The sequence below is a fragment of the Shewanella surugensis genome, from assembly GCF_023284005.1.
In the GTDB taxonomy this organism is placed as follows: domain Bacteria; phylum Pseudomonadota; class Gammaproteobacteria; order Enterobacterales; family Shewanellaceae; genus Shewanella; species Shewanella surugensis.
Genome location: NZ_JAKIKS010000008.1, coordinates 61,245 through 75,176, shown reverse-complemented (window position 1 = coordinate 75,176; position 13,932 = coordinate 61,245). Strand labels below are relative to the sequence as shown.

The following is a 13,932-nucleotide window of genomic DNA, read 5'->3' as shown; positions in this document are numbered from 1 at the left end:
CAGTTAAGCAGTTAAGCAGTTAAGCAGTTAAGCAGTTAAGCAGTTAAGCAGTTAAGCAGTTAAGCAGTTAAGCAGTTAAGCAGTTAAGCAGTTAAGCAGTTAAGCAGTTAAGCAGTTAATGAAATAAGCCCAGATCAAAAAAGCCAACCTATATAGGTTGGCTTTTATTCATCAGCGCCATCACAAGATAAATGTAAGGTTAAGTCAATTTACCATGGCACTGTTTATATTTACGGCCTGAGCCGCAAGGACAAGGATCGTTACGACCGACTTTGTCACCCGTTCGTACAACAGGCTGATGAGATTCATCTGTTTCAGTACTGCCAACGAGTGCTTCTGCTGCTGCATGCTGATAGTCACGATGAATTTTCGCTTCTTCTTGTCGACGCTGCGCTTCCATTTCTTCAACATCTGACTGCGCTTGTACTTGCACCTTAGACAAAATAGCAATGACATCTTGTTTTAGCGATTCCAACATATCTTGAAACAGCTGGAATGATTCACGCTTATATTCTTGTTTAGGGTTCTTTTGTGCATAACCCCGCAAATGGATCCCTTGACGTAAATGATCCATCGCAGAAAGATGTTCTTTCCAAAGCCCATCTAATGTTTGCAACATCACCGCTTTTTCAAACTGACGTAATACTTGCTCGCCAACCATTTCTTCTTTTGCTTTATAAGCCGTGGCCCAAGAATCGACAATACGCTCACGTAATGTTTCTTCATGTAAGTCATCTTCTTTATCTAACCATTCTTGAACGGGTAACGTTAAACCATATTCATGATCTAAACGCTTTTCAAGACCTGCGACATCCCATAACTCTTCAACTGACTGCGGTGGGATATATTGATCCATGATGTCACTCACGACATCACCTTGAATATTAGTAATGGTATCTTGAATACTGTCTGCATCCATTAATGCATTGCGTTGATTGTAAACCACTTGACGCTGATCATTGGCAACATCATCAAATTCAAGTAATTGTTTACGAATATCAAAGTTTCTCGCTTCGACTTTACGTTGTGCATTTTCAATCGCTCTAGAGACCCAAGGATGCTCAATGGCTTCTCCTTGTTCCATGCCTAATTTCTTCATCATAGAAGAGACACGATCTGATGCAAATATACGCATCAAACTGTCTTCCATGGAAAGATAAAAACGAGAAGACCCCGCATCACCTTGTCGACCAGAACGACCACGCAATTGGTTATCAATACGGCGCGACTCATGACGCTCTGTACCTAAAATATGTAGCCCACCCAACTCAACCACTTCATCATGACGTATTTGCCAATCCGCCTTAATTTTGGCTTTTTGCTCAACACTTGGGTCATTAAGTACTTCTATTTCCATATTCCAATTGCCGCCAAGGACAATATCGGTACCACGCCCCGCCATATTGGTCGCAATGGTGACGGCGCCTTTACGACCCGCCTGAGCAACAATATCCGCTTCACGCTCATGAAATTTTGCATTTAACACTTCATGAGGCATTTTCTCTTTATTTAATAAGCTATGTAGAAGCTCTGACTGCTCAATAGACACTGTGCCGACAAGCACAGGTTGCCCTCTCTTACGACAGTCGCGAATATCATCGATAATAGCGGTATATTTTTCAGCTGCGGTTAAATAAACCAAATCCGCTTTGTCATCACGTACCATTGGTTTGTTCGTCGGAACAACGACGGTGTCTAAACTGTAGATATGTTGGAATTCAAAAGCTTCAGTATCTGCTGTACCTGTCATCCCCGCCAATTTTTCATACTGGCGGAAAAAGTTTTGGAAGGTAATAGAAGCAAGTGTTTGGTTTTCATTTTGGATCTGCGCATTCTCTTTCGCTTCGACCGCTTGATGTAACCCTTCAGACCAACGACGTCCAGGCATCGTTCTGCCTGTATGTTCATCGACAATAATCACTTCATCATCTTGTACGATGTAATCGACATCTTTTTCGAAGAGAGTATGTGCACGTAAAGCCGCATTCACATGATGCAATAAAGAAATATTCGTTGCTGAATAAAGAGAGTCACCTTCAGCTAACATACCGCGTTCAGCTAATAATAACTCCACTTTCTCTTGACCACGTTCCGTCATATGAACTTGCTTAGCTTTCTCGTCAATAGAATAGTCGCCTGTACCGACATATTCTTCAGTGTCTTCTTTATCTTGACGGATGAGATTGGGTATTAAGGTATTAATCTTAGTATAAAGCTCAGAACTATCTTCTGCGGCACCAGAAATAATGAGAGGGGTGCGGGCCTCATCGATTAAAATGGAATCGACTTCATCGATGAGTGCGTAATGTAACGGACGTTGAACACGCTCAGCAGGAGAAAACGCCATATTGTCACGAAGATAATCGAAACCAAATTCGTTATTCGTGCCATAGGTAATATCAGCATTATAAGCGGCTTTCTTTTCAGCTTGGCTTAAACCGGCAACATTAATCCCAACACTTAACCCTAAAAACTCAAAAAGAGGTCGGTTAAACTCTGCATCACGAGCCGCAAGGTAATCATTCACGGTAATAACATGAACGCCTTTCTCTGTCAGGCCATTCAAATAAGCAGGTAATGTGGCCGTTAATGTTTTACCTTCACCTGTACGCATTTCTGCAATACGGTTGCTATTTAAAATCATGCCACCAATAAGCTGTACATCGAAATGACGCATTTCAAAAACACGCACAGAAGCTTCACGCACGACAGCAAATGCTTCAGGCATGATGTTTTCTAGGCTTTCGCCTTTGTCCAAACGCTCACGAAAGATGATCGTTTTTGCTTTTAATTCTGCATCGTCGAGTGTTTTATACTCTGCTTCTAGCTCATTGACTTCTGCCGCGGTTTTTTTAAAAGCTTTGAGCGTACGCTCATTGCGACTACCAAATATTTTTGTCAGTAATTTACCAAACATCTGAACCACTTATTATGTTATTGGCCAAGTCCCTTTGCGAGTCTGAAAGCCTATTGATATGATTAACCCGCCTTGCGATAAACAAATGTTTTAGGATCGATTTGTTTCCCATCACGCAGCACTTCATAATGCACATGGGGCCCAGTCGAACGACCAGTACTCCCCATAACAGCTATATCCTCGCCTTTCGCGACGACATCACCAGCATGAACAAGTAACGCTTTATTATGACCATATCGAGTGCGTAAACCATTACCATGATCTATCTCGATTAATTCCCCATAACCAAACCGCGGACCTGCCCATGTGACAACACCACCACCGGTTGAGACAACTTCGGATCCATCCTTACCGGCAAAATCAATTCCTTTATGTAACGCTCTACGCCCAGTAAAGGGATCATTTCTAAACCCAAAATGGGATGATAACCAACCTTTAGTAATTGGTCGACCAGAAATATAACGCTCTTTATCTATATGGAGATTCGATGACACAGTTTCAAGTAAAGAAAGTTGAACATTATTCTTATCTATACGTAAAACAAGACTGTCCATATCTGCAATCAATTGTTCAAGCTCAATATTAGCCCCAATATCACTTAATCCACCTACACCCACTTCATCAGAAAAATCAAATTGTTCTTCTAACTGGTTACTCTGTGCAACTTGCTCTCCTAACGCCTCAAGGCGGGTCAACTTTGCCTGCATTCGAGCAACATGTGTCGCTAACATGGATAATTGAGATGCCGTGGCACTTTTAAGTTGAAGCAACTCTTGTTGTTGTTCTTTTCGTGCTGCTTTTTCCCCATCAACATTCAGCTGTTGTTGATAAAATTGTTGCTCATTATGCTCGTAAGCACCGATGCCAGCCGCAATGAGAAGCGCAGGTAATAATAACCAACGTTTTCCAGGTTGCCAACGCTTTGCACCATTTCGACTTTGAATAAAAACTGTTACACTCATAACCTAACCAAGCCATTTTATTATCATATGAAAAAGCTCCCTCTGGATCTTAGCCAACTACTCCATCAGCAAGGCACTATGCCCCATTTAGCTGAAAAAGCAGAACTCCTATTGCATCTAAATCATCATGTAAAATGTGTACTTAAGGGCCCAGTGACAGAACAATTAAAAGTCGCTAATTTACGTCAGGGCATACTTGTTATTGAAACGAGCACCTCAGCCTGGGCAGCTAGGATTAACTTTCAAAAAATACAAATATTACAACAGTTACAAGCAGAGATACTTCCTATGCTTACTGCTATTGAGGTTAAAGTCAACCCAGGGTTAAACTCAAAAGTCTCACAACCAAAACCACAAAATAAGCATATTAGTAGCGCTGCTGCATCTCATATTGAAGCGCTAGCCGATCAAACGGATGGTCCGCTTGCTCAGAAACTAAAACGGCTGGCTGCATTAGCCAGCCGTTCAAGGCAATCTTAAATTCAAGACTTAAGCAAAAACAGCGCCCGCAGGTACCGTAAAGTTCACTGGTGCATCGGCTTCTTCAAAGCTAACAATCTCCCAAGCTTCTTGCTGTGCAAGCATAGCTCGAACTAATTGATTGTTTAATGCATGACCTGTTTTGTAAGCACTAAATTCACCCACAATCGAGTGACCGGCAACATATAAATCACCAAACGCATCTAAAATTTTATGCTTAACGAACTCGTCATCATAACGAAGTCCATCAGGATTCAATACACGGTATTCATCTAAAACAACGGCATTTTCCATACTGCCACCTAGAGCCAAATTATTTGCTCTTAAATATTCGATATCACGCATAAAACCAAAGGTTCTGGCACGGCTAATGTCTTTAATAAAAGCGGCCGAAGAAAAATCCATCACGACATGTTGTTGACTGCGAGCAATTTCAGGATGATTAAAGTCAATCGTAAAATCTACTCTAAACCCTTTAAAAGGCTTCAGCTCTGCCCATTTATCACCGTCTTCAACTCGAATAGGCTTAGTAATTTTTATATATTTTTTTGCAGCACTTTGCTCTGCTATACCCACAGATTGTAATAAGAAAACAAAAGGACTCGCGCTACCATCCATAATGGGGATTTCTGGTGCGTCAACCTCGATAATCGCGTTATCTATCCCTAAGCCCGCTAGCGCTGCAAATAAATGCTCAATGGTTGAGATCCGGACACCGTCATCATTAACCAAAGCTGTACACATTGTTGTTTCACGCACCTGTTCAGCAATTGCTGGGATCTCAACCGCGGGGGTTAAATCAGTGCGTACAAGCACTATCCCTGTATTAATGGGGGCAGGCCTGATGATCAAAGTCACCTTGTTGCCAGAATGTAATCCGACACCAGTGGTTTTTACCATTTCTTTGACTGTTCTTTGAAAAATCATTAAGTTACCCGTCATTCGCTACAAAAAGCATGCACAAAACACAAAAAAATACCTAACAGAGTCTAAATAAACTCAGCGAACAATTCTAGCATAGCTTTGCCAATTAACCAAAATAAGCAGACTCACCTATCCCTACCATCTACAGGCGACATTTATCTCAATTAACTTCAACCTATTACAGTTTCTAGTCAGCTTGCTTACGCAAAAAAGCGGGAATATCGAGATAATCTAACTCATTTTTTTTCTCCGGTGTGGGTACGGCGACCTGTTGTTGCGCAACCGCTGCAGTATTCCCCTGAGAAATATTGGGTGTGATCATATCTTCAGCGACAAAGCTCTCGGTACGAGGCTGTTCTGTCACCGTTGGCTCAGAACGAGGAACAGGCTTAGTCACCAATTGAATATCGGGCTTTTTCTCGAAACCAATACCAGTTGCAACCACAGTAACACGTAATTCATCGCTCATTTCAGGATCAATAACGGCACCAACAACAACCGTTGCATTATCAGAAGCATAAGCTTTAACATGGTTACCCACTGTTTCAAACTCTTCAATGCTCATATCCATACCTGCGGTGATATTGACTAACACACCACGTGCGCCAGCTAAATCAATATCTTCAAGTAATGGACTCGCAACAGCGGCTTCCGCCGCTTCTTCTGCTCTATCTTCACCACTGGCGACACCGGTTCCCATCATCGCATTGCCCATTTCTGACATCACCGTTTTCACATCCGCGAAATCGACGTTAATGAGTCCGGGACGAGTGATAAGCTCTGCAATACCTTGTACGGCACCTAATAACACATTATTAGCCGCAGCAAACGCATCTAACAATGAAGTGCCACGACCCAATACTTTAAGTAACTTTTCATTCGGTATGGTGATCAATGAGTCAACATGCTTCGCTAATTGCTCTATCCCTTGCTCAGCATATCCCATCCGCTTTTTCCCTTCAAAAGGAAAAGGCTTAGTCACTACCGCAACCGTTAAAATACCTTCTTCACGAGCCACTTCAGCGACGACGGGGGCAGCCCCAGTTCCTGTTCCACCGCCCATACCCGCAGCAATAAAGATCATATCCGATCCTTTAATGGCATTACGAATACTGTCTTTATCTTCTTCTGCGGCTAAGCGCCCAATTTCTGGGTTTGCCCCTGCACCCAATCCTTTAGTGACATCACGCCCTAATTGAATTGTCGTACTCGCAGCCGATTTACGTAATGCTTGCGCATCCGTATTTGTTGCAACAAACTCAACACCTTCGATGTTGTGCTTTACCATATGTTCTACGGCATTACCACCGCCACCACCGACGCCGATGACCTTAATCACCGCTTCGTCTGTATGACTGTCCATGATCTCAAACATGGCCTTATCTCCGTTTTGCATGCGTTATAAAACTAAAATTCACCTTTAAACCAGCTTTGGATCCGAGACCAAAAACTGGAAACCCCTTGGCGTTCTGGACGCTCAAACTGACGTTCAATAATCCGACGTGCGCCATAATGCAACAAACCCACTCCAGTGGAATAGATAGGATCATCAACATATTCATACAAGCCTTTTACTGGTAATGGTTGTGCCATTCTTACAGGCATACCAAATGTGGCTTCAGCAATGTCTACGGCTCCTTCTATTGATGCCGTTCCTCCTGTTAACACGATCCCCGCAGCGACCTGATCTTCTAGGCCTGAGTCTCGTAATTGTGTTAATACCAATTCAAATAACTCTTGGTATCTCGGCTCTACTACTTCTGCTAAGGTATGTCTTGACATACTGCGTGAAGGACGTCCTCCTACTGAAGGGACTTCAATGCTGTCTTCTCGACTCACCATGGAACTTCTTGCACTTGCATGTTTAACTTTTATTTGTTCTGCATGGGATAGAGGCGTTCTAAATATTTTGGCGATATCATTGGTCACCTGATTGCCAGCCACTGGCACAACTGCACAATGACGTAAAGCCCCATTGGTATAAACAACAATATCTGTTGTGCCGCCACCCATATCAACCAAACACACACCTAAATCTTTTTCGTCATCCGTTAATACCGAATCAGCCGATGCTATTGCCGTAAAGACCAAATCATCGACCTTTAAACCACAACGTTCGACACTTTTAATGATGTTCTTGGCCATATCATTCGCGCAGGTCACAATATGAACCTTTGCTTCCATTCGCATACCTGACATACCAATAGGACTCTTGATCCCATCTTGCACATCAATGGCATATTCCTGTGGTAGAACATGTAAAATACGCCTTTCCGTTGGAATTTTGACAGAGCGCGCAGTATGGATCACATTATCGACATCGTCTTGAGTCACTTCTTCATCGTTAATTGAGACCATGCCATTTTCATTTTGACACTCAATATGCTTTCCAGAGATCCCCAAATACACAGAAGAAACCTGACAATCGGCCATCAATTCAGCTTGATCCAGTGCCCTTTGCACACTGCGCACAATGGAATCAAGATCATTAACGCCACCTTTATCCATTCCTCTGGAAACATGGCTCCCTAGGCCCACAATGCTTATTTCACCATCAGGTAATACTTCGCCTATGATAACTGCGACCTTTGATGTCCCTATGTCTAATCCAACGATCAGATTTCTATCTTGATTTTTGGTCATTAATTAACAGTTCTCTCATGTGCATCATCCCAACCTACGGCCAACCCAGTGTCGTAGCGTAAATCAACGGTGGCAACGCGTTGAACTTGTTTTTCCAGCTTAGGGAATACATTAATAAACCTTTGTATTCTAGCCATTTTATCTTCTCTTCCCAATTCCAATTTTATACCATTCCCCAAAACAGCATGCCAAGCATGTCTCGGGTTTAAACTCAAATCAGTCAGTGCAAAACCATTAATATCTAATAATTTACTCACTTGCTGATAGGTCTCTAACACTTCTTTAGCTTCATCATTAGGACCGGTTAATTGTGGCAATATTTTGATGCCTTCTTTTACAGGTGCTTCAAATACATCACCTTGAATATTGAGCCACGCATTCTTATTCCAATGTGCTACCGCTTGTTGCTCTACAAGGTACACCTTCAATGTGGAAGGCCATTCCCGTCTAACCGACGCTTGATAAACCCAAGGTAAAGATTCTAATGCAGCCTGAACTTGATTCACATCTGCCGAAAAAAAACTGCGTTGCATTAAATCTTCCAAGGCGGTTTGAATTTCTTTATCACTGGTAAAACGTCGTTCGCCTTTAATCGCCACCGCTTCAATTGGCAGAGCACTCGCATCGTGAATAACGGTATTAAGCTTCACCGCAGCAATACATAATCCTAATAACACGGTAAATAGAAAAAATAATCCAAAGGATAAATACCAATTTACCTGTTTCAAATATTGATTAAATGCTTGCTTTCTCTTTATCCACGACACTGAAAATCACCCTTTTCACTGTACAAGTATAAAATCGCTTATTATATAGTCCCTTACTGATGAGTCAAAGGATGATCGATAAGCGATACCATTAAAAATCAACTAGGCCTCAACTATTGGCCAGCTTTAATTCAGAAAAGCCTAATAATGTACTGGCTAAATCACTCGAAATAGCACCAATATTCCCCGCACCTTGCGTTAACAATAAATCCCCGTCTTCTAAGATCTCAAGCACCAAGGTATGTAATATTTCTTGACCAGAGACAAAGATAGGTTCTAATTGCCCGCGTTGACGTATAGAACGGCACAATGCACGACTATCTGCCCCGGCTATTGGCGACTCACCCGCACTATAGACGTCTAATAAAAGTAAACAATCGACTTGAGATAATACATCGACAAAATCTTCATAAAGATCGCGAGTTCGGCTAAATCGATGAGGTTGATAAATCATCACCACACGTTTATCCGGCCAACCTAGCCTTGCCGCTTTAATCGTGGCAGCCACTTCGCTAGGATGATGACCATAATCATCAACCAACTTAATTAAACCTTTAACGGTATTAAACTCACCCACTTCCTCAAAACGTCGACCAATTCCCTGAAAACCTGCTAACGCATTAATGATGGCGTGATCCTCAATGTCATCTTCATAAGCCACAGCAATGGCCGCTAATGCATTAAGCACATTATGTTGGCCCGGTAAATTTACCGTCAGTGACAAGTCATTATACCCTTGTCGTCTCACTGTGAACTGGCTTTGATAACCTTGTTGCATAAAATCGATGCCTTGAACATCGACATCCTCACTAAACCCATAAGTCACGACTTTTCGACCAAATCGAGGTAAGAGATCTCGCACGATAGGATCATCAATACACACCACAACAACACCGTAAAAAGGTAAATTATGCACAAACTCAACGAAGGTGTTTTTCAATTTTTCAACATCACCATCATAAGTATCCATATGATCGGCTTCGATGTTAGTGATCACACTCACCATCGGTTGAAGATGTAAGAAGCTCGCATCGCTTTCATCCGCTTCAGCGATCAAATAGCGGCTACTGCCCAATCTGGCATTCGTACCGGCACTATTGAGTAAACCGCCAATAACAAAAGTCGGATCTCGCTCCGCCTGAGCATAGACACTCGCAATGAGACTGGTCGTGGTTGTTTTTCCATGGGTGCCAGCAACCGCCACACCATGACGGTAGCGCATCAGTTCTGCTAGCATTTCTGCACGACGAACAATAGGGATCCGTAATGCCTTTGCCGCGATAATTTCAGGGTTTTCCGCATCAATAGCCGTTGAGACTACCACCACATCAACACCTTCCACCTGACTCGCAGCATGACCGATATGAATTTTCACTCCTAATGACTCTAATCTTGTCGTGACAACATTTCTTGCAATATCTGAGCCGCTTAATTGATAGCCTTCGTTGACTAGCACTTCAGCAATCCCCCCCATTCCGGCACCACCGATACCGACAAAGTAAATATGTTTCACTCGTCTCATTTCAGGGATCATGCTTCTTAATTGCGAAGATTTCTGCTCTTTACTACTCATATCAAACCTTTTCAGCCAACTTAATGCATACACTTGCGACTTGTTCTGTCGCATCAACAACAGCCACATCTCTTGCGCGTTGTCCCATTTGGCTTAATGCCTGCCTTTGGGTTGCTAACAACACTAACTTACTCGTTAATTTCTCCACTGTTACAATGGGTTGAGGCAGCAAAAAAGCCGCCCCCGCTTTCACTAACACTTGTGCATTTTTTGTTTGATGATCGTCAACAGCATAAGGGTAAGGAACTAATAAACTGGGCAGACCAACAGCGGCAAGCTCTGAAACCGTTAACGCACCTGCACGGCACACCACCACATCGGCCCACGCGTAAGCCGCTTCCATGTCATCAATAAACTCCGTGACTTTCACGCTTCCCTCTAATCCCAGCTGCTGGTAAGCCTGATTAACCTGTTTTAAGTTATCACGCCCCACCTGATGCCATAATGTCATTGAATGCGTTTTTACCACATTATCAAGCACACTTGGCATCACATCATTAAAGACTTTCGCCCCTAAACTGCCACCAACAACCAAGAGTTTCAGTGACTCATTCTGCTCACGTTGACGATTATCCCCTAAAACAATTAATTCATGTCTAATGGGATTACCCACAGTCGTCGCTCTAACTTGAGTAAACGTTCCTTCAAATGCACAAAGCACTTGGCTTGCTATTTTGGACAGTAATTTATTCGTCATGCCAGCAATGGCATTTTGCTCATGTAATACTAACGGGACGCCTGACAATTTCGCAGCAACGCCACCGGGGCCACTGGCAAAGCCTCCCATGCCTAAAACCACATCAGGCTTAAAAGTATTAATCACACTTCTTGCTTGTAATATGGAGCGTATAATCTTAAAGGGAGCCGCCAACTTACGTATTAAGCCATTGCCTCTGACTCCTTTAATATCAATAAATTCAATATCAAACCCGTGCTTAGGGACTAAATGAGCCTCCATACGTTCCGCGGTACCTAACCATTTAACTTTCCAACCTTGCTGAGCAAGATACTTTGCCACTGCAAGCGCAGGAAACACATGGCCGCCGGTTCCTCCAGCCATGATTAAAATGCGCTTTTCTGATCTTGCCGACATTAGCTTTTTCTCCCTTGTACTGCTTGGACTGAGCTTAAGCGTCTTTCGTAATCGATACGTATCAATATCATCGAAGCCGCTGTCATCACCCAAAGGCTACTGCCACCGTAACTAATAAAAGGCAATGTTAAGCCTTTTGTCGGTAATATTCCGATACTGGCTCCTACATTGACGACCGTTTGAAAACAAAACCAAATACCGATCCCATAAGCTAAATAACCATCAAATGCTCTATCAATCATTAAACACAAGTTACCCAGTTTTATGGCCTTCAGCGCCACAAATAACAACACAGATAACACAACAACGATGCCAATAAAGCCTAATTCTTCACCAATAACAGCAAAAATAAAATCGGTGTGTGCTTCGGGCAAATATTCTAATTTTTGAATGCTGTTTCCTAACCCTTGGCCTAACCAGTCCCCTCGTCCATACGCCATGAGAGATTGGGTTAACTGATACCCACTGCCAAAAGGATCTTGCCAAGGATCTAAAAAGGACGTAACCCTACGCATACGATATGGCTCTAATAAAACTAAGGCGACAAACGCTAACACTCCCGTTAAAATTAGGGCGAAAAAGTCCAATAACCTTGCACCTGCTAGAAATAAAAGGCCAACAGTGCCGACAAATAACACCACCACAGTGCCTAAATCTGGCTGCATTAAAATAAGAACAGCGTAAACAGCAAACACGGCTATGGGCTTATAAAAACCCTTAGCATTTTCTCTAATTTCTTGATGACGGCGAACAAGATACCCCGCCATATAAATCGCAAAAGCCAATTTCGCTAATTCGGCGACTTGTATTCGAATAGGACCGACTGATAACCATCGTGTTGCCCCATTCACTGTGGTACCGACGACTAAGACTAATATCAGCATCATACCCACAATCATCAGCAACCAAGGACTCACCCTTTGCCAATATTGCATTTCAATCTGCAATATAACTGCTGCAATTACCATACAACCAATAAGGTAAAGCGTTTGCCTGATCACAAAATGAAAAGGATCACCTGTTAACGTCCTAGCTTCAGGCATGGAAGCCGACATCACCATGACGAAACCAAAACCTATTAAGCCCATAATGGCAAACAGCAAGCCCCTATCGTATAAACGATTATCACCACTATTTTCACGTAATAAATGCCATTTTGGCCACTGAAAATGATGGCCGAATAAATGAATATCCCTTTCAAAGCTACGCATCTTGTGCCTCTGTTAACGGCGTATATCCAACACCATCATGATTGACTAATTGCCGTACTTGCGCTTTAAAGTCATCACCTCTAGCCATAAAATTAACGTACATGTCTAAACTTGCACAAGCGGGTGACAATAAAACGATGTCGCCCACTGTCGCTATTTCTCTCGCCTTAAGCACAGCCTCTTTCATACCGATAACGGGGTAATAGTCTGCTTTTAACTGACCTATTCTATCCCCATCTTTACCTAACGTAATTAAGGCTCTAACATTCGCTAATGCCCCGATTAATGGGCTGAAATCGGCATCTTTACTGTCTCCTCCCGCAATAAGGATGACATTGCCAGCATGTGTCTCTAATCCTTCTAACGCTGCTAACGTCGCACCCACATTCGTTGCTTTAGAATCATTAATATAAAGTACACCTTGCACCTCATTAACCACCTCACAACGATGGGCGACACCGGAAAACTCACGGGCGACTTGTTTCATTGCACCATGAGAGATACCAACCACATCAGCCAATGCCATTGCTGCAATAACATTGGCTTGATTATGTTTACCCACTAATACCAATTCACTGACAGGCATAATACGAGTGTCACCTTTTACAACATAACCCTCATCAAGCCCCCAATTATTCCCTTCGGCTTGCCTCAACCCAAAACTATTCATTTGAACACATGTATTAGCAAATGTTAATTTATCATCGCGATTAAAAAAAGCCCTCTCACTTTGAGCATATAAACCTAACTTTACCTGCCGATAAGCTTCAATAGATGAATACCTATCCATATGATCTTCAAATATATTTAAACAAGTTCCCGCAATACATTGCAAACTATGAGTCGTTTCTAACTGAAAGCTCGAGAGTTCTAAAATATACAGATCAACAGGCGTCATCAGTAAATCCAATACCGGAATGCCAATATTCCCCCCGACGGCATAAGTCATACCCGCCGCTTTGGTCATTTCAGCGACTAAAGTCGTTACCGTCGTTTTACCATTCGAGCCAGTAATGGCGATAACGCAAGCAGGTTTATCTTGGATCGCTCTAGCAAAGAGCTCAACATCTCCGATGACCTCCACACCCGCTTCAATAGCTTGACCGATCTCAGGGGTACTTAATGGGATCCCTGGACTGATGATAATTTGCGTTGCTTGGCATAATAAATCAGCATCGAAATCCCCCTTCATCAAAGTCACTTGAGGATAAGTATTCGCTAATAATTCAGCTGAAGGCGGTATTTGACGAGAATCCATGACTAAAGGCACTACCCCTTGAGCACATAAGTAACGCACAACAGATAATCCTGTTGCGCCTAATCCCAATACTATATGCGAATACTGATCACTCATATCGTCAC

11 protein-coding genes are annotated in these 13,932 nt (G+C 42.6%); 1 reads left to right on the top strand and 10 read right to left on the bottom strand.

The features are described 5' to 3' along the window. Positions 1 to 199: 199 nt before the first annotated feature. Both secA and L2764_RS03675 read right to left on the bottom strand, forming a co-directional pair. Complete coding sequence (gene secA, locus L2764_RS03680) at positions 200 to 2,917, bottom strand: preprotein translocase subunit SecA (RefSeq protein ID WP_248938890.1); 2,718 nt, start codon at positions 2,915 to 2,917, stop codon at positions 200 to 202. Between the two features lie 62 nt (positions 2,918 to 2,979). Further along, complete coding sequence (locus tag L2764_RS03675) at positions 2,980 to 3,879, bottom strand: M23 family metallopeptidase (RefSeq protein ID WP_248938889.1); 900 nt, start codon at positions 3,877 to 3,879, stop codon at positions 2,980 to 2,982. Positions 3,880 to 3,906: 27 nt separating this feature from the next. Here L2764_RS03675 and L2764_RS03670 point away from each other — a divergent pair, with 27 nt between their 5' ends. Beyond that, positions 3,907 to 4,359 carry a DUF721 domain-containing protein gene (locus tag L2764_RS03670; protein ID WP_248938888.1) on the top strand — a complete coding sequence of 151 codons (453 nt, stop codon included), beginning with the start codon at positions 3,907 to 3,909 and terminating at the stop codon, positions 4,357 to 4,359. 9 nt (positions 4,360 to 4,368) lie between these two features. On the opposite strand, the gene lpxC is transcribed toward L2764_RS03670, so the two are convergent. The 8 genes from lpxC to murD form a co-directional block, all read right to left on the bottom strand. After that, a complete protein-coding gene (gene lpxC, locus L2764_RS03665; protein ID WP_248938887.1) occupies positions 4,369 to 5,286 on the bottom strand; it encodes a UDP-3-O-acyl-N-acetylglucosamine deacetylase in 918 nt (305 codons plus the stop codon). 184 nt (positions 5,287 to 5,470) lie between these two features. Beyond that, positions 5,471 to 6,658, bottom strand: a complete 1,188-nt coding sequence (gene ftsZ, locus L2764_RS03660; RefSeq protein WP_248938886.1) for a cell division protein FtsZ — start codon at positions 6,656 to 6,658, stop codon at positions 5,471 to 5,473. Between the two features lie 32 nt (positions 6,659 to 6,690). Then, positions 6,691 to 7,926, bottom strand: coding sequence for a cell division protein FtsA (gene ftsA / locus L2764_RS03655; protein WP_248938885.1), 1,236 nt, complete (start codon positions 7,924 to 7,926; stop codon positions 6,691 to 6,693). Beyond that, positions 7,926 to 8,693, bottom strand: coding sequence for a cell division protein FtsQ/DivIB (locus L2764_RS03650; protein ID WP_248938884.1), 768 nt, complete (start codon positions 8,691 to 8,693; stop codon positions 7,926 to 7,928). The genes ftsA and L2764_RS03650 overlap by 1 nt, the downstream gene beginning before the upstream one ends. 109 nt (positions 8,694 to 8,802) lie before the next feature. Then, complete coding sequence (murC, locus tag L2764_RS03645; RefSeq protein WP_248938883.1) at positions 8,803 to 10,266, bottom strand: UDP-N-acetylmuramate--L-alanine ligase; 1,464 nt, start codon at positions 10,264 to 10,266, stop codon at positions 8,803 to 8,805. A 1-nt stretch (position 10,267) separates the two neighbouring features. After that, positions 10,268 to 11,359 (bottom strand): undecaprenyldiphospho-muramoylpentapeptide beta-N-acetylglucosaminyltransferase, encoded by a 1,092-nt coding sequence (gene murG / locus L2764_RS03640; protein WP_248938882.1) that lies wholly within the window; start codon positions 11,357 to 11,359, stop codon positions 10,268 to 10,270. Beyond that, entirely contained in the window at positions 11,359 to 12,570 is a 1,212-nt protein-coding gene (gene ftsW / locus L2764_RS03635) for a cell division protein FtsW (protein WP_248938881.1), read from the bottom strand. The genes murG and ftsW overlap by 1 nt, the downstream gene beginning before the upstream one ends. Then, positions 12,563 to 13,924: a UDP-N-acetylmuramoyl-L-alanine--D-glutamate ligase gene (gene murD, locus L2764_RS03630; protein WP_248938880.1), complete on the bottom strand. Its 1,362-nt coding sequence runs from the start codon at positions 13,922 to 13,924 to the stop codon at positions 12,563 to 12,565. The genes ftsW and murD overlap by 8 nt, the downstream gene beginning before the upstream one ends. Between the last annotated feature and the right edge of the window lie 8 nt (positions 13,925 to 13,932).

What these genes read in the sequence shown, in the direction of transcription:
- secA (WP_248938890.1), bottom strand. Translation starts at nt 2,917, where the DNA reads ATGTTTGGTAAATTACTGACAAAAATATTTGGTAGTCGCAATGAGCGT.
- L2764_RS03675 (WP_248938889.1), bottom strand. Translation starts at nt 3,879, where the DNA reads ATGAGTGTAACAGTTTTTATTCAAAGTCGAAATGGTGCAAAGCGTTGG.
- L2764_RS03670 (WP_248938888.1), top strand. Translation starts at nt 3,907, where the DNA reads ATGAAAAAGCTCCCTCTGGATCTTAGCCAACTACTCCATCAGCAAGGC.
- lpxC (WP_248938887.1), bottom strand. Translation starts at nt 5,286, where the DNA reads ATGATTTTTCAAAGAACAGTCAAAGAAATGGTAAAAACCACTGGTGTC.
- ftsZ (WP_248938886.1), bottom strand. Translation starts at nt 6,658, where the DNA reads ATGTTTGAGATCATGGACAGTCATACAGACGAAGCGGTGATTAAGGTC.
- ftsA (WP_248938885.1), bottom strand. Translation starts at nt 7,926, where the DNA reads ATGACCAAAAATCAAGATAGAAATCTGATCGTTGGATTAGACATAGGG.
- murC (WP_248938883.1), bottom strand. Translation starts at nt 10,266, where the DNA reads ATGAGTAGTAAAGAGCAGAAATCTTCGCAATTAAGAAGCATGATCCCT.
- murG (WP_248938882.1), bottom strand. Translation starts at nt 11,359, where the DNA reads ATGTCGGCAAGATCAGAAAAGCGCATTTTAATCATGGCTGGAGGAACC.
- ftsW (WP_248938881.1), bottom strand. Translation starts at nt 12,570, where the DNA reads ATGCGTAGCTTTGAAAGGGATATTCATTTATTCGGCCATCATTTTCAG.
- murD (WP_248938880.1), bottom strand. Translation starts at nt 13,924, where the DNA reads ATGAGTGATCAGTATTCGCATATAGTATTGGGATTAGGCGCAACAGGA.